Source organism: Bacillus sp. FSL W8-0183 (assembly GCF_038006825.1).
GTDB classification, from domain to species: Bacteria; Bacillota; Bacilli; order Bacillales; family Bacillaceae; genus Bacillus; species Bacillus altitudinis.
In genome coordinates, this window is sequence record NZ_JBBOVY010000001.1 from 359,651 (window position 1) to 376,140 (window position 16,490).

Sequence of the window (16,490 nt, forward strand, 5' to 3'; positions counted from 1 at the left end):
CCTTAAAAGTAGTATTTCTTAAAGTATTCTAATTGCTGCTTCGTCATCATGGCTTTTTTATCAGTCCCTTCAAAAGACACGATAAATGAATTTTTGGCATACGCCGAAAAGTTCTTAATGTAATGAATATTGATGATAAACGAGCGGTGGGAGCGGATAAAGTCTTTCTCAGCTAAATCACCTTTTAACTCGTTGAGAGTTTGGTATGTTTGAATATCTCCTGTTGTTGTGACAATGGTCGTCGACCTGCCAGTACGTTCAACAAAGATGACATCCTTTTTTTGCAGTACATGGATATTTGATTGCTGCTTGATGAGAAGCCGTCCGTGAATGCTTTTCTCCTGCTTGGTGGACATGTAGCGCTCTAAGGATTTGGCGATTCGATCAGCTTGATAAGGCTTCATAATATAATCATGGACATTCAAATCAAAGGCATGGACAGCATACCCACTGTTTCCCGTCACAAATACAACATCCACATTCAGTGCATGGGAGTGAATAAGGTCTGCTAATTCATAGCCAGACATGCCAGGCATCTCAATGTCTGCAAACAATAGATCAATGTCGCCCTGTTTGACCTTCTCATATGCATCCTCCGCTGACTGCGTCACAAAAACGATGTCAACGGCATCCATTCTGCCGACAATGGCATGCAGCTTTTCTAAATCCACTCGGTAATCATCGACAAGACCTACTTTTATCATAAAAATCACCTATGACTCTTCTTATTATTTGTCTATTTTACCATTTGTTTTTTAAAATGGATCATTTCAAGACAGAAAAAGGACGTTTCGCGACATTTTTATGTCAGGCAGGTGGTATTTTTTCTATCATAGACGTAGATAGTCGAAAGGGGCGAACCAAATGATTACTCTCAGCGATTGTAGTTGCTGGTTTACAGATAAGAAAAAAGTCGTAAAGGCGATGAAACATATGACATTCTCCGTGAAGGAAGGAGAAGTCGTCGGCATCTTAGGAGAAAATGGTGCGGGGAAAACCACATTATTACGCGCCGTTGCGACATTATTGGAGCCTACTCATGGAACAGTCAATGTTGCAGGCTTTGATACAGTCAAAGAAGCAACTGAAGTGAAAAAGCGAATTGGGGTCTTGTTTGGCGGTGAGACGGGACTTTATGACCGTTTGACGGCTCGTGAAAACCTTGAATACTTTGGGAAATTATATGGCTTGGATCAGCATGAGATCAAAGCAAGAATTGAGGATTTAGCAAAGCGATTCGGGATGAGGCAGTACATGGATCGCAAGGTAAAAGGATTTTCAAGAGGGATGAAGCAAAAGGTGGCGATTGCCAGAACATTGATTCATGACCCTGACATTATTTTGTTTGACGAACCGACAACAGGTTTAGATATCACATCGAGTAATATTTTCAGAGAGTTTATTCATCAGTTGAAACAGCAAAATAAAACGATTCTATTTTCAAGCCACATCATGGAAGAAGTCAGCCTGCTTTGTGACAGTGTCATGATGATTCATCAAGGGGAGCTCGTGTACAAAGGAACGCTTCCAGAATTATATGCACAGGAACAAAGTGAAGACTTGAATTACATCTTTATGTCGAAGCTCGCAAGGGGGAATGCATAATGTGGAAAACCGTCTTTTTAAAAGAAATGACAGATTCGCTCAGAGACAGGAAAACGTTGCTCTTAACAGTGTTGATCCCTCTTTTGACGATGCTCGGACTCGTGTTTTTCTACGAAAGCATGATCGCTGATCCAGGCGATAAAACGTATACAGTCGCAATCAATGAAAAGCTTCCGTCCGATATGAATGACATGATCAAAGAAGTGAAAAACCTGAAACTTGAAACATTTGATGACCCGCAGCAAGCCGTTAAAGACGGTGAGGCAAATGCTTATCTAGAAATGCCAAAAGATGCAGGCGATATGCTTCAGCATCAAACATCGTTTGCCATTAAAGTCCATGGGTATCCAACAGATGATGATTCAGTGATTGCGGTTCAAATGCTGCAATCGTTGCTGGAGCAATATCAAAATCAAGTCGTAGAAAAGCGTTTGGCACAGGATCAGATCAAATCGTCAGTGATTCATCCGTTTGAGGTACAATCGGTTGATGTGCAAGAAGGAGAGGACGGGGATGGAGAAAACGGGGTGACCACCATGCTGCTGTCGATTCTTCTTCCAATGATTTTAGTGACGTCTGTGATCTCAGGTGCTTTGCCAGCTGCGCTTGATATCGTAGCAGGTGAAAAGGATAGAAAGTCAATTGAAGCTTTATTCCTGACACCGGCCAGCAGACTTCAGCTTTTAATTGGAAAATGGCTAGCTGTTTCTATGTTTGGTATATTAAGTGGCATTGTGGCGATTAGCATGCTTCTGCTCTCTACATTGCTCTTTACAGAAAAACTGAAACAAGCGCTGAACTTCGGAGATCAAGTGTGGAGCATCATCGGCGTTATGTTTGCGGCATTAATTATTTTCTCATTCATGGTATCCATGATTGAACTGCTGCTCAGTGTCGTTTCAAGCTCAGTGAAAGAAGCACAATCGTACATGTCCATGATCATTACACTAGGTGTGATTCCGATGTTTTTCACCATGAGAGCAGGCGCTACGCAGCTAGATACGTATTACTTTGCGATCCCATTCCTTAATATTCACGCACTATGCAAGCAATTGATGTTTGGCATCGTTGACCCGATGTCGATTGCGCTGACGCTCGGCTCCTCGGCGCTGACAGTGATGATCTTGTTTGTCATCGTGAGAAGTTTGTTTATGAAAGAGAAATGGATGCTTGCGAAATAAAGAAACGCCCTCTATGATAGAGGGCGTTTTCAAGTGAATGCCGATCACCGTATGTTTTAGTCTAAGAAACCGAATTGATACAAGTTCTCTAAATAAAATTGAAAATACTCGTCATGAATATCAACTGGATATTCTTCTAACTCATTTTCAATAAGTGCACCTACAATTAAAGCATTTATATACCTATCAAGCTTTTCGCAACTAGCTCTTACGGTAAATTCTGAAACATATACTCCATCTTTACTTTCTAAAATAATATCAATTCTTCTACCTTCTTGTTCATCAAGTAATAAATGATTATAATCCCATTCTTTTACTCTTTTAGGATTTAACGGATGGAGACGATTATGAAGTACTTGTTCACGATGATCCTTTTTTTCCTCATTCGAAAACAATTGAATCAATATACTTGGATCATCAATGACAAAACATTTATATATCTTAGTATATTCAAAGTGATCATCATTTACTAAATCTAAAATCTTTGTTTTTGAAAATTCTCTAGCTTTAAATTTAGACGTTATCATCTCAACGACTAGTTCTTTAGTAAAAGTCAATTGATCTTTTTTATATAAATACTGTTTATATAGCTTTTCGTAATGATACATGATTCACCTCTATTTACTATTTAACAGGACCTCCGTAATAAGCATGAGCTTTTGGAGTCCTTTTATAGGGATGCCAGTGATAATAATACCCTTTTTGGGGCTTGTTTTTGATTTATCTATTTCTTTAAATGGTTTACCTTTTGTATTAGCTCCAGCTGCAACACTTCTTGTCTGTCGCTAACCAGATGATAAATTATAACAAAAAACCCCCGGGAACCGGGGGTTTTTCTTTAGTTCTTGATGAACTTTTCAACCAATGAGCTTGTTTTGTAGTCGTTCAAATCAAGTTTCCATTGGTCGATATCGTTTTTCTTCATGTTCACTTCTACTGTTTCTTCAGAAGATGATGGTCCTAATTTTTTAAATTCATCTGGATAGATAGAAAGTAGATATTTCTGTGCATCATCATAAGATGCTGTACGGTTTTTGCTGTAGAATTCAGTTGCTTTTTCTTTTAAACGATCGACAAGCGGGCTTGCATCAATTGGTGTAAGTGTCACAGTCACGACAGCTTTATCACCGCTGATTGATTTTGTTTTCGTTGATACTTTTGATTTTTCAGCTAATGTTTCTTTCACAGCTTTTAGAAGCTTATCAAGGTTTTCGTCTTTTGCTGAGCTAGATGAAATACCAGAAGAAGAAATGTAGCCTTGTTTGAATGATTTATCAAATTCGTTTACGACAGTTGATTTGTTATCACCTGTTAGTTTTTCGAAATCGTCATTTTTCTTACCAAAGATCATGACATCAATATAAGAAGAAAGGGCTTTTGCAGACGCTTGAAGTGTATCTGCCTTTTTCATCAAGTCTTTTCCTTTAATATCGAATTCTAGTGTTTTGTCATCTTTTTTCGATCCAGTACCAGGCTCTGTGTAGACAAGTTGATAGTCTTTTTCTTTATCAACTACATAGAAAAGACCACCTTTTGATACTTTACCTGCATTTATAGAGCTTGAAGATAATACTTCGTTGTAGTCATCAGGAGAGATGGTAGACACCTGAGCGTCATCTTGGTAAAGCGTAAAGTTGCTTTTATCCACATTCAATGGTTCTTTGCTGATGTTTTTTACAGATACATTCACTTTTAGGACATACTGATCATCCTGAACAGATGTATCGTATTGAGGTGGTAAAGTGTACTCAGCACTTTCTACTTTTACTTCAGCTGCATCAAGGGATTTTTTTGTATCGCTTTCTTTCGCAGCAGTTTTGTCTTTTCCACCACTACAAGCAGCAGCGACAACAGTTACACACAAAATCAGAAGAAACAGGGATAATTTCTTTTTAAACATGAGATGTTTTCCTCCTCGGGTTTTATGGTGAATTTCATTGGAAAGCTTTAGTTCATATCGTTCTTTTTGCACAAAAAGAAAAATACTGTATGTTTTTTACTGTAGAATGAAGCGAAAGTACTGTCAATACCTCAGTGCGTTCGAAAGGTTCATCCACTTCAAGTAGTAAAAATGACACTATGTTGAGAGGAGAAATGTGTATTTTATTGTTTGAAATCTCCTGTAAAAACTCAACATTTTATATTTTAAGGTTTTGAGTCGGATTATTGAATAGGTTCAAATGACTGTTTTTGAAGAAGATGTAGCAAATAGAAGGATTTTTATGACTTGTAAATGAGTCGTTAGTAATGAATATTTTTTCCTGTGATGTGTATGATCACTAATCACTAGGTTTGTGTGTTGTTGACAGAGAGACACTTGTCCAGCGAAATGTTGAGGTATTTAGACAGGCTCTCGACACGGAATGTGTCTTTTCCCTTCAAAATGGCAGTCATCTACACAGAAACCCTACATAAAATAAAAGAGAAATGAATGGGAGGTGGATGTATGGCAGTGGTAAGAGCGACAAGCTCTGATATTGATTTAATGGCCAGACTGCTGAGAGCCGAAGCGGAAGGTGAAGGGAAACAAGGGATGCTGCTTGTAGGAAATGTAGGCATCAATCGTTTGCGTGCCAACTGTTCTGACTTTAAAGGGCTGCGTACGATTCCACAAATGATTTATCAGGAGCATGCGTTTGAGGCAGTCACGCATGGCTATTTTTATCAGCGAGCACGAGAAAGTGAAAAGACACTTGCACGGAGGAACATTAATGGTGAACGATTTTGGCCTGCGAAATTCAGTCTTTGGTATTTCAAACCGCCTGGAAATTGTCCATCCACTTGGTACAATCAGCCGTTTGTGGCAAGGTATAAGTCACATTGCTTTTACCAGCCCACAGCTGAAACTTGCGAGAATGTTTATAACACCTTTTAGCTTGATGAACAGCACAATCCTTTGTATTCAAGAGGATTGTGTTTTTCTTTTTTTCAAAATGGGTAACCATTGTGTATCAACAAGATGAAGCACGTGATTGGAGGAAATGAAGATGTATCAAGATTTAAAAGGGAAAACAGCCATTGTGACAGGTTCTTCTAAAGGGATTGGACAAGCCATCGCCTTGAGGTTTGGACAAGAACAAATGAACGTGATTGTGAATTATAAAGGTGATGAAGAGGGTGCTGAAGAAACAGTACAAGCCATCCAGCAGCATGGAGGTAGGGCGGTGAAAGTACACGCAGATGTCTCCAAAGAGGAAGGGATTCAGGCGTTAATGGATGCCGCGCTGGAGAATTTTAACGCACTAGATGTGTTCGTCAATAATTCGGGATTTAATGGTGAAGAAGCAATGCCGCATGAAATGACGTTGGAACAATGGCAAAAGGTCATTGATGTGAATATCACAGGCTCATTTTTAGGAGCAAAGGCAGCAATCGCCTATATGATGGAGCATGATGTGAAAGGATCAATCTTGAATATATCCAGTGTCCATCAAGAGATCCCGCGTCCGTTCAATGTTCATTACTCTACTTCTAAAGGAGGAATGAATATGATGACGAAGACGCTGGCTCTTGATTATGCTGAAGCGGGTATTCGTGTCAATGCGATTGCACCAGGTACAATGGCAACGGAATCAAATGACGACCTTCAAGATGAACAGAAAAAACAAAAGCAGCTTGAGAAAATTCCAATGAGAACGTTTGGCGATCCGAAGGAGATTGGATCCGCCGCTGCATTTCTCGTATCGAAAGAAGCGGCCTATATAACGGGTACTACATTATTTGTTGATGGAGGAATGACGCTTTATCCTTCTCAATTAAATGATGAATAATAGAAAAACATCCGCCCCATTAGCCGGCGGATGTTTTTTCTTTGTAGCGGTGTGCTGACTTTGCTGGTTTGCCGAGCAGCATAGGATACTTGCTCAAGAAAGAGATACATGGCACCATGAGCAGCAATGTACCGATCGTATAAAAGAGCGTCCAAGAAAGCTGCGCTGTATCAGAGATATTGATGCCTAGTCCGTAATAAACAAATGCCTTCATGATATCGATACCGGCAAATTGCAGGACGAGAATCACAATGGAATGACGTCCGAGATACGTCAATATCGTGGACGTTTTCAATTTGAAGCTTAAATAAATAACAGCAGCTGAACCGAGCAGTGCACAAGCATAAAAAATGAATAGAGCCCCATAGTCATTGACCCGCATATCAATTCGTGAATTAAAGCTTTGCATATATGCAGTCAGTACAAGCAGACCTGTACATAACAGAAGGGTAGGATCTGTTTTTAATTCCACAAACCATTGTTTTGCTAAAAATCCGATTGAATAAAACACAACAGCCGTTAACGCAACGTTGGCATTCCAAGGGAGACTCTGGTTTAACAATAGCGTGGAAGCATATCCGGCTCCGCCGCAAAGGACGGTCAGTAAAATCAATACAGCTGGTTTTCCTTTTGTCAGACGATGCATTAAGAAAAACAACATTTCCACTAAAAAGAGCGTCGTTAAAAACCAGATGGCTGGGTTATGCGTCAGTCTTGCTTCATCGGCATTTGAAATGAAAATCCCTGTAAAAGGAACGAAGGGATCAATATCTGTTTGCCCCTTAAAGGCGAAAAATCGGGTCACCGTGAACCAGAAAACGTACGTAATAATGGAGAAATAGAGATAAGGTAAGAGCAAGCTTTTTGCTTTTTTCTGTATAAATGACATAGCAGGTTGTGAGGATGATCGAAACATCATACCTGATAGTAAAAAGAAGAGTGGCATATGAAAAGAGTATATAAATTGCTTGAATGAATCAGGAATGGGTACATGTGCCATAACGACGAGCAGAATGCCGATTCCTTTAGCCGCATCCACCCAGTCGAGTCGCTTATTCATGGCCAGTCATCTCCTTCCTTTCTCAGCATTGTAAACCGTTACTTCATATGTACCTCTACTATATAAAAGGTACACCTACCATGCGTTTACAGTTCGCTAACGATTAGAAGACACATTTGCGATCAGATGACAGAAGGAAGCTTTTTGACATCTTGATGTTACATTTCCCATTTTTTATAACAATGTAAAAAAGAAGCCAATGAAAGATTGGCTTCAAAATAGTTCTGCGATTCGTTCAAAGGAACGCTGTTTTTCCATTGGATCAAATGAATTGTTTAATATCATGATCTCGTCCGTTTGATAGCGGTCCATTAAGATTTGTAGCTGTTCTTTCACTGTTTGCTTTGAGCCAACAATCATTCGCTGGCGGTTTTGTAACAATTTTTTCTTTTCTTGCTCAGTGTAATGATAGTTCTCTGCTTCTTCTATAGAAGGAACGCGGCTGTCCAGCCCTTTTTCAACCCGAAGTAGCCATAAATCTGTACTGGTGGCAATGCGGCTTGCTTCCTCGTCTGTGTCTGCGCAGATCACAAAGACAGCAAACATAGACTGAGGCTGACGTGAGAAAACGGATGGAGAAAAGTGTGACCGATACGCTTCAAAAGCTTGCCGGCCTCGTGCAGGATGAATAAAATGTCCGAAAATATAGTTGATTCCAAGTGATGCCGCCTGGATGGCACTGTTTTCCCCGAGTCCAAGCAACCAGACTGGCGGATAAGAATCAACGAGCGGAGCCGCTTTCACTCCTGCATGCCGATGACCAGAAGGCAGGCTGTCAGATAAGTAAAAAAGAAGGTCCTCCAGCTGGCGGTCAAATTGAGATAGTTCTTTCTTCACGCCGTCTGTCAAAGCGAGTCTCGTCCGTTCAATTCCGCCTGGGGATTTACCAACCCCGATCTCAATCCGCCCAGGGTAAAGGGCTTCAAGCTGGCGGGTGACTTCTGCTACTTTAAAAGGGCTGTATTGCGGGAGTAAAATACCCCCAGAACCTGTGCGCAAAGTCGATGTGTGTGAAGCAATATGTGCCATTAATATTTCAGGCGCTGTACTCGCGAGTCCTTTCGTGCTGTGGTGTTCAGCAAACCAATATCGCTCATACCCCAGTGTTTCCGCAAGCTTGGCCAGCTCTGTCGTATGAACCAATGTTTCTTGTGCGGATTGGCCTTTAGGGATGGCGACTTGATCTAATATATGAAGTGATGGCATCATCAACACCCTTTCATCAATACGTTGAATTCTATCCATAAGTATAAAGAAAGTCATGAACGGAAGGAAATGAAAGGGTTTATCACAGCTATGTACATGAATTTTCTATATCAACATATGAAGTGGATGCGCGCCCTGTTTTTAAGCGAGAGGCTGTGTAACGGGAACATTCGACAATGTTTCACATGAAACACTTCTTTTACGACATGAATCATTTTTGTCATGGATCTTTCTTTAAAAAAATATCATCATATTGAAACCTCTTTTATACATAGATCGTATATACTAGTAAATAGAAAAAAGAGTAAGAGGCTCCAATGTCATTTCATGAATTTTGTCGAATTTTCATGTATGATGATTTTAATAGGGTCCATCGCTTAATAAATAGATTTTTATTATGCTGGAGGAGTGATTGATTTGGCGATTACATTAGAAAAAGGTCAACGTATTGATTTAACAAAAGGAAAAGCAGGACTAACCAATATTCTAGTTGGACTTGGCTGGGACCCTGTGTCACAAGGCGGCGGTTTTCTTGGAAAGCTGTTTGGCGGCGGAGGCGGCGCTGATATTGATTGTGACGCTTCAGTGCTGATGCTGAAAAATGATAAGTTTGTTGAAAATAAAGATTTGATTTACTTTGGTAACTTGAAAAGCAAATGCGGCAGTGTTGAGCATACAGGTGACAACCTGACAGGTGAAGGAGACGGAGATGATGAACAAGTCCTCGTCAACTTAAGCAAGGTGCCAGGCAATGTGAATAAATTGGTGTTCGTTGTGAACATTTATGATGCACTTAGAAGAAACCAACACTTTGGTATGATTCAAAATGCTTACATCCGAATTGTTGACCGTTCAAACAATCAAGAATTAGTGAAATATAATTTGAAAGATGAATATGCAGGTAAAACATCATTAATCGTTGGAGAGCTTTATCGCCACGAGAATGAGTGGAAGTTTGTAGCTGTAGGAAATGGTACAAACGATGCGAAGCTTGCCGATATTACGAGAAACTACATTTAATTAGAAGGGAGAGGTTCCTAGTGGGAATTTCTTTAGCGAAAGGTCAAAAAATTGATTTAACAAAAACGAATCCAGGTTTAACAAAAGTAGTCGTAGGTCTTGGCTGGGATGTAAACAAGTATGATGGCGGACATGACTTTGATCTAGACGCAAGCGTATTCCTTTTAGATGCAGCAGGGAAAGCAAACTCTCCATCTGATTTTGTCTTCTACAATCAAACAACTGGCGGTGGCGGAAGTATCGTACATACAGGCGATAACCGTACAGGTGAAGGAGACGGAGATGACGAGCAGGTCAATGTTGATCTTTCAACTGTACCAGCAAGTATTGAGAAAATCTCCTTCGTCATTACAATCCATGATGCAGAAGCACGCAGCCAAAACTTTGGACAGGTGTCTAACGCTTACGTCCGTATTTTAAATGCGGCATCAAATGAAGAGCTCATTCGCTATGATTTGGCAGAAGACTTTTCAATTGAAACAGCGATTATTGTAGGTGAATTATACCGTCACGGCGGAGAGTGGAAATTCTCAGCTGTTGGATCAGGCTATCAAGGCGGACTTGCCCGCATTGCAACAGACTTCGGCTTAGATATCGGGTAACGCCCGTTTTCATATTTTCAGGAGATAGGAGAGATACGAATATGGCGATTCAGCTTTCAAAAGGACAACGTGTCGATTTAACGAAAACCAACCCAGGGCTGACAAAAGTGATGATCGGACTTGGCTGGGATACGAATAAATATTCAGGCGGAGCCGAATTTGATTTGGACGCTTCGGCTTTCTTAGTAGATGCAAACAATCGTTGTCAACAAGATACAGACTTTGTGTTCTATAATAATCTGCAGCATCCAAGCGGCAGTGTCACTCATACCGGTGATAATCGTACGGGTGAGGGAGATGGAGATGACGAGCAAATTCTCGTTGATTTCTCGAAAATTCCTGCTAACATTGATCGTATCGGAATTACAGTTACGATTCATGATGCAGAGGCACGCAGCCAGAATTTTGGACAAGTCTCTAATGCATTTGTTCGTGTTGTAAATGAAGAGGGCGGGGAAGAATTGATTCGTTTTGATTTAGGCGAGGACTTCTCAATTGAAACAGCTGTCGTTGTATGCGAACTATACAGACACGGCAGCGATTGGAAGTTTAACGCAATCGGAAGCGGATTCTCTGGCGGACTTGCAGCTCTTTGTCAAAATTATGGGTTAGAAGTGTAAAGAGAAGAAACAACTTCATTCAAGAGGCGCTGCCAATGACTCATATGAGGGTATTTTCCAAAGTGAGAAAGAAACAGCGATCAAGAATAACAGCAGGCGAAAGCCTGCTGATGCTTCTACACTTATAGGAGGAAAACCAGTTGGACATTTTGAAACATATGTTGGACACGTATGCCTCGTTTTTTGATTGGCATATGTGGGCAGAGGTATTAACAAACCCTGTCTCTTGGGGGCTTATTGGGACCCTTGTCGTGCTTGAAGGTTTGTTGTCAGCGGATAACGCACTTGTATTAGCTGTTATGGTGAAACATTTACCTGAAAAGCAGCGTAAAAAGGCATTAACCTACGGATTAATTGGCGCTTATTTCTTCCGTTTTCTATTTATTGGCGTAGGGATGCTGCTTATTAAGTTTTGGTGGATTAAGGTACTAGGCGCTGCATACTTAGCTTGGCTGGTCATTAAGCACTTCTGGTTAGGTGACGGAGATGACGAAGCGAAGGAATTGAAAAAAGAAGGCTGGATGATTCGTGTATTTGGCGTCTTCTGGGCAACTGTTATTTCTGTAGAAATTATGGACCTTGCCTTCTCGGTAGACAGTATTCTTGCTGCATTCGCTGTATCTGAGGAAGTATGGATTCTTCTTTTAGGTGGAATGCTTGGAATTCTCATGATGCGTACAGTGGCACAATTATTCCTTGTGCTCATCGACCGTATACCAGAGCTTGAGAATACGGCATTTATTCTCATTGGAATTATTGCCATCAAAATGGGCTTAAGTGCTGCTCATATTGAAATCCCGCATCTTGCATTCTTTGCGATTATTATCCTAGCGTTTATCGGAACGTTTATTGTTCATAAAATCAATAAGAAGAAGCATCAAGGTGTAACAAACGAAGCTGCGGCTTCAAAAGAAGAATAGGACGATCAAAAAGGAATGGAGTTGACTAGCGGCTCCATCCTTTTTTGAATCATCAAGTCATTACAACAGGAGGTGGCACTGCATGCGATATTTTCGTTTTTTATCAGAGACGAGGCAGCACGATATTTTTTTTAAGCGGCCGGCGGCAGTTCATTCATTGACGCCAAGGCATGTACTTGCGCATGCATTAGGTGCTACTTTGTATATGCCTGCGACAAGACAGGATGTAGCAGACATGCTGCTTTCGCAGAAATATGAAGCGCTTTGCTCTGTTGTGTTTTGCTTGGAGGACGCCATTGGTGATCAGGAAGTGGACATGGCTGAACAGAATATAGTGGCACAATTGACCTGCCTTTCTGAGACAATTCATCACTCTCCAGAAATGGCTGAGCATTTGCCGCTTTTATTTATTCGGGTCCGTTCGCCCAAACAGCTGCTCAAAATGGCAGATTTGCTCGGTCCCTCTCTTCATTTACTGACTGGTTTTGTGTTTCCAAAGTGCTCTGTTCACAATGCAAAGGAATATGTGAACAGTTTGAAACAGGCTTCAGCACAAACTCAGAAAACACTATACGGAATGCCCATTTTAGAAACACCAGATTTATTAGAAAAAGAAACGAGATATCAGGTGTTGTCTGAGTTAAAGCAGATCATGCTGAATGATGAGGAATATATTTTGAATATTCGCATTGGGGCAACGGATCTGTGTGGATTATACGGCATTCGCCGTGATCGCGAGACCACCATTTATGAGATCAGAGTCATTGCTGAGTTGATCACAGATATCATCAATTATTTTGGTCGTTCTTTTGTGATATCAGGAGCTGTATGGGAGCATTTTGGACCGGCACGAAAAGAACAAAATCCATTCATCCGTGCAATTTCTAAGAGCGGTGAATCTTCCTCATCTGAACTCGATCATATGCAAGGTCTGCTCAAAGAGACAAGGCTGGATGTGGTAAACGGTATTCATGGCAAGACAGTCATCCATCCAACGCATCTCAAGCCAGTTCAAAGCATGTACGTTGTCACAAAGGAAGAGTACATGGATGCATTAAGTATTTTAGAGCATGCAGATGGTACAGTCGGCGTGATGAAGAGTACCTTCTCTAATAAAATGAACGAAACGAAGCCGCACTATCGCTGGGCGGAAAACATTTTAATGAAGTCAGACATTTACGGGGTGTTTCATGAAAATAGAAGCTATATCGACATACTCACAGAATCAGAAGCCGCATACGCTGAACATCTTGGAACATATGGAGGTGGAGCTTAACCTCAAAGGGGGTACGCTTCAGCTTGAAAAAGAACATCTTTTTGACATGGCGGCACGGGTGAACAAAAAGAGAGCCTTTTTATTTGTTAGTAAGGTGCTCGGGAAACATATGCCTGTTCACCCGTTGAAACCACTCCTCGTCTCAGGTCTTTTGGCAATGGCTTATGCAAAAGAACAAACAGGCAAGACGCCCTCGCATCAAGACGATATAGTAGAAGCACTAAAAACGAATGATCATGTTAAGTTAACTGAAGCCTATGCTGCGCTCAAAAAAGAGAAGCTTTCTGCTGTAAACGAGCCGATTGTGATCGGCTTTGCTGAAACGGCAACTGCGCTTGGTCATGGTGTGTATGACGTCATAGAAGGAGCATCTTACATTCATACGACACGTGAACAGTTGTTGGATCTTGATCCTTCACTCGTATTTGAAGAGGAACATTCTCATGCGACAGATCAGCTTTGCTACGCAGACGACGCCTTACTTCGGACGGATCGCCCGATTGTGCTAGTAGATGATGAGGTCACGACAGGTCGGACAAATATGAATATCATTCGGGATCTGCACGCAAAGCACCCTAGGTCCTCTTATACGATTCTATCCATTTTAGATTGGAGAACAGAGGAGCACGAGGAAGCGATGCTTCAGCTTCAAGAGGAGCTAGGTGTAAATATCACATCATTATCTTTATTAAAAGGGCAGATGATGTTTCGGGGGACAACGCTGGATGAGCCTGCTTATTCGTATGAAATTGCTGCGCAAGTGAAAAGACCTGAACTCTCTTTTCATTCTCTTCAATCCTTCTTTAAGCAAGTGCCATATTCACTTTCCCATGCAGTCAATCCGGCGGGGCATTCGCCGTATATCCATGAAACAGGTCGTTTCGGTTTAAGCGCAGCGGACACGGACACCATTGATCAAGCAGCTGTTGAGGCTGGGCTGAAGCTTCAGCGAGAACGAAAAGGAAAACAGACACTCTGCTTAGGGACAGGAGAATTGATGTATGTGCCGATGAGGCTTGCAACTCATATGGGCGAAGGTGTCCTTTTTCATTCGACGACAAGAAGTCCAATTCATCCGGTTGAAAAGGAAGGGTACGCTGTTCAAAACGGATTCGCATTTTTGAGTCCAGAGGATGCCCGCATTCAGCACTACGTGTACAATATCCCTAAAGATCAGTACGATGATGTCTTTTTGTTTTTTGAGAAAAAGGTGTCTCAAGAAGCTTTGATGCCGCTGATCCACTTATTTGCTGAGCGGCATGTGAAGCATGTGCATATTGTGACTTTATCAGATGAGGTGAAGGTGAATGGCTAACGTGTATACAAAGATGGGAAGCTATCCAGAGCAGGACGTAACCTTCTTACTCAAGGATTTATCGTCGATTGAGATGGAGAAAAGTACAGAAGAGCGGGAGCGCTCTATTCAAAGCGGTGCCCATTACTCAGAAATGCTGCCAATTGAATATAAGCCGACGTCATCTTATATGGACTTATTCTATCAATCTCTTGAAGAAAGTAAGCAAAAGGTAGCGGAAGCCGTAGCGGTTGTCGCAGAACAAATTGTGAAAAAGCGAGGCTTTCAAACCGTTCTGTGCAGCTTGGCACGGGCTGGGACACCAATCGGGGTGCTCATTAAACGGTATATCAGAAAGACGTATGGTCTCGATTTGCCGCATTATAGCATCTCTATTATTCGTGACCGTGGAATAGATGAAAATGCGCTACATTATATCCTCAAAGAACATCCAGGTTTTGAGATTGCCTTTATTGACGGTTGGACTGGAAAGGGTGCTATTTCCAAAGAGCTTCAAAAAGCGGTGCTTGATTTTGAACAGAAGTATGGAATTCGTCTTTCGAGTGAGTTAGCTGTGCTTGCTGATCCTGGTTATTGTACAAATGTTTACGGAACGAGAGAGGATTTCCTCATTCCAAGTGCCTGCTTGAATTCAACGGTCTCTGGCCTAGTTAGTCGAACGGTGCTAAACAACCGCTGGATCCATGCCGATGATTTCCATGGGGCCAAGTATTATGAAGAGCTCATTGATGAGGATGTCTCTAATCTGTACGTGAATACAATTGAAGAAGCATTTTCTGAACTTAAGGCAAATGTACAAGAGAAAGCAGAGACCCTGCTCGCACAAGGAACGCCTCCTGACTGGCGGGGGATGACCTCCATTGAAGCAATTGGTCAGGAGTTCCAAATTGACAATACACATTTGATTAAGCCAGGTGTCGGTGAGACGACCCGTGTGTTGCTCAGAAGAGTCCCTTGGAAAATACTCATTCAGCCTGGATCTCGGGAGAAGCTCAAGCACATTTTACTACTCGCAGAGGACAGAGGCGTGCCCGTCATTGAATATGCCAACATGTCCTACACATGCTGCGGGCTCATCCGCCCGTTGGAGCAATCGTCATGAAGAACATCGCGTTTGCCAGTGATTTAGACCGGACACTGATATACTCACATCGAATGCTGGAGCAGTATGCATACAAGGGAGCATACGAATTAATTGAGGTGCTGGACGACCGGCCGCTTTCCTATATGTCTATTGAAACGAAAGCCTCCTTACAGGCAATTCATCAAGCAGGCTGGTTTATCCCAGTGACGACAAGAACGACAGCACAATTTGAACGAATCACTCTCTTTCAGCAAGAGATCAAACCAGAGTATGCCGTCACGACAAACGGCGGCTGTATTCTTCATCATGGCAAGCCGCTTGAGGAGTGGCAGGCGATTGTAGATGAGAGACTGCAAGAGTGTATGCCAGTGATAGATATGCTGCGGGCGATCTCTGAACTTCCGGTTGCCGCTTGGGTGAAACGTACTCGAACAGCTGAGGGAAGATTTCTTTATTTAATTATGAAAGACGAGTTTCTTTCTCATATTCCGCTTGCTGAATTAAGGCTGTGGGGTGAGGAGAGAGGCTGGCAAGTTTCCCTTCAAGGCCGAAAGCTGTATTTTATTCCAAAGCCGCTCAATAAGTGGGCTGCTGTTGCTTTTCTAAAAGAAAGGCTACAACTTGAATATGTATATGGTGCGGGCGACTCCTTGTTAGATGCTGATCTCATACGTCAAGCGGATAAAGGCTTCGCTCCGAGTCATGGGGAAGTCTTAGATGTTGATCTATCGCTTGAACCGACGACAGCCTCTGGCATGGCGGCGGCAGACGAAATCGCCGCTTCTGTCGCAAAGAAGATGAACACAGCAAAAAAGCCTTCGATTCGATAGC

At 41.8% G+C, this 16,490-nt stretch carries 17 protein-coding genes; 12 read left to right on the forward strand and 5 right to left on the reverse strand.

Translation table 11 applies throughout. From position 1 onward, the window contains the following. Positions 1-2 precede the first annotated feature (2 nt). The gene (locus NSQ64_RS02100) at positions 3-704 is read right to left on the reverse strand and encodes a LytR/AlgR family response regulator transcription factor (protein WP_024719011.1); all 702 of its coding nucleotides are present in this window, start codon (positions 702-704) and stop codon (positions 3-5) included. 160 nt (positions 705-864) lie between these two features. Between NSQ64_RS02100 and NSQ64_RS02105 the strand changes: the two genes are divergently transcribed. Continuing rightward, positions 865-1,605, forward strand: coding sequence for an ATP-binding cassette domain-containing protein (locus NSQ64_RS02105; RefSeq protein WP_007498365.1), 741 nt, complete (start codon positions 865-867; stop codon positions 1,603-1,605). After that, on the forward strand, positions 1,605-2,786 hold the full coding sequence (locus NSQ64_RS02110; RefSeq protein WP_041091209.1) for an ABC transporter permease: 1,182 nt from the start codon (positions 1,605-1,607) through the stop codon (positions 2,784-2,786). Before NSQ64_RS02105 ends, NSQ64_RS02110 begins: the two co-directional genes overlap by 1 nt. Positions 2,787-2,842: 56 nt before the next feature. Here the strand turns inward: NSQ64_RS02110 and NSQ64_RS02115 are convergent, their stop codons facing one another. Both NSQ64_RS02115 and NSQ64_RS02120 read right to left on the reverse strand, forming a co-directional pair. Next, positions 2,843-3,394: a hypothetical protein gene (locus NSQ64_RS02115; protein WP_268383878.1), complete on the reverse strand. Its 552-nt coding sequence runs from the start codon at positions 3,392-3,394 to the stop codon at positions 2,843-2,845. A 230-nt stretch (positions 3,395-3,624) separates the two neighbouring features. Then, positions 3,625-4,686: a DUF5105 domain-containing protein gene (locus NSQ64_RS02120; protein ID WP_341014797.1), complete on the reverse strand. Its 1,062-nt coding sequence runs from the start codon at positions 4,684-4,686 to the stop codon at positions 3,625-3,627. 546 nt (positions 4,687-5,232) lie between these two features. On the opposite strand from NSQ64_RS02120, the gene NSQ64_RS02125 reads away from it, so the two are divergent. Both NSQ64_RS02125 and NSQ64_RS02130 read left to right on the forward strand, forming a co-directional pair. Beyond that, on the forward strand, positions 5,233-5,661 hold the full coding sequence (locus NSQ64_RS02125) for a cell wall hydrolase (protein ID WP_008342138.1): 429 nt from the start codon (positions 5,233-5,235) through the stop codon (positions 5,659-5,661). Between the two features lie 112 nt (positions 5,662-5,773). After that, positions 5,774-6,556, forward strand: a complete 783-nt coding sequence (locus NSQ64_RS02130; RefSeq protein WP_341014799.1) for a glucose 1-dehydrogenase — start codon at positions 5,774-5,776, stop codon at positions 6,554-6,556. 19 nt (positions 6,557-6,575) lie between these two features. Here NSQ64_RS02130 and NSQ64_RS02135 read toward each other — a convergent pair whose 3' ends face one another. Then, complete coding sequence (locus NSQ64_RS02135) at positions 6,576-7,616, reverse strand: acyltransferase family protein (protein ID WP_341014801.1); 1,041 nt, start codon at positions 7,614-7,616, stop codon at positions 6,576-6,578. A 213-nt stretch (positions 7,617-7,829) separates the two neighbouring features. Then, entirely contained in the window at positions 7,830-8,822 is a 993-nt protein-coding gene (locus NSQ64_RS02140) for an LLM class flavin-dependent oxidoreductase (protein ID WP_341014803.1), read from the reverse strand. Between the two features lie 417 nt (positions 8,823-9,239). Between NSQ64_RS02140 and NSQ64_RS02145 the strand changes: the two genes are divergently transcribed. The 8 genes from NSQ64_RS02145 to NSQ64_RS02180 all read left to right on the forward strand — a co-directional run bounded on the left by NSQ64_RS02145 (position 9,240) and on the right by NSQ64_RS02180 (position 16,489). Then, complete coding sequence (locus NSQ64_RS02145) at positions 9,240-9,842, forward strand: TerD family protein (protein WP_008342134.1); 603 nt, start codon at positions 9,240-9,242, stop codon at positions 9,840-9,842. 20 nt (positions 9,843-9,862) lie between these two features. Next, positions 9,863-10,444, forward strand: a complete 582-nt coding sequence (locus NSQ64_RS02150) for a TerD family protein (RefSeq protein WP_008342133.1) — start codon at positions 9,863-9,865, stop codon at positions 10,442-10,444. A gap of 41 nt (positions 10,445-10,485) precedes the next feature. Continuing rightward, positions 10,486-11,064 carry a TerD family protein gene (locus NSQ64_RS02155; RefSeq protein ID WP_007498343.1) on the forward strand — a complete coding sequence of 193 codons (579 nt, stop codon included), beginning with the start codon at positions 10,486-10,488 and terminating at the stop codon, positions 11,062-11,064. Between the two features lie 140 nt (positions 11,065-11,204). Beyond that, the gene (locus tag NSQ64_RS02160; RefSeq protein ID WP_007498342.1) at positions 11,205-11,984 is read left to right on the forward strand and encodes a TerC family protein; all 780 of its coding nucleotides are present in this window, start codon (positions 11,205-11,207) and stop codon (positions 11,982-11,984) included. Between the two features lie 82 nt (positions 11,985-12,066). Beyond that, positions 12,067-13,260, forward strand: coding sequence for an HpcH/HpaI aldolase/citrate lyase family protein (locus NSQ64_RS02165; RefSeq protein WP_025206690.1), 1,194 nt, complete (start codon positions 12,067-12,069; stop codon positions 13,258-13,260). After that, entirely contained in the window at positions 13,244-14,575 is a 1,332-nt protein-coding gene (locus NSQ64_RS02170) for a phosphoribosyltransferase family protein (protein ID WP_341018218.1), read from the forward strand. The genes NSQ64_RS02165 and NSQ64_RS02170 overlap by 17 nt, the downstream gene beginning before the upstream one ends. Next, positions 14,568-15,677 carry a cysteine protease StiP family protein gene (locus tag NSQ64_RS02175; protein ID WP_341014808.1) on the forward strand — a complete coding sequence of 370 codons (1,110 nt, stop codon included), beginning with the start codon at positions 14,568-14,570 and terminating at the stop codon, positions 15,675-15,677. The genes NSQ64_RS02170 and NSQ64_RS02175 overlap by 8 nt, the downstream gene beginning before the upstream one ends. Then, entirely contained in the window at positions 15,674-16,489 is an 816-nt protein-coding gene (locus NSQ64_RS02180) for an HAD family hydrolase (RefSeq protein WP_268416909.1), read from the forward strand. The genes NSQ64_RS02175 and NSQ64_RS02180 overlap by 4 nt, the downstream gene beginning before the upstream one ends. Position 16,490 lies beyond the last annotated feature (1 nt).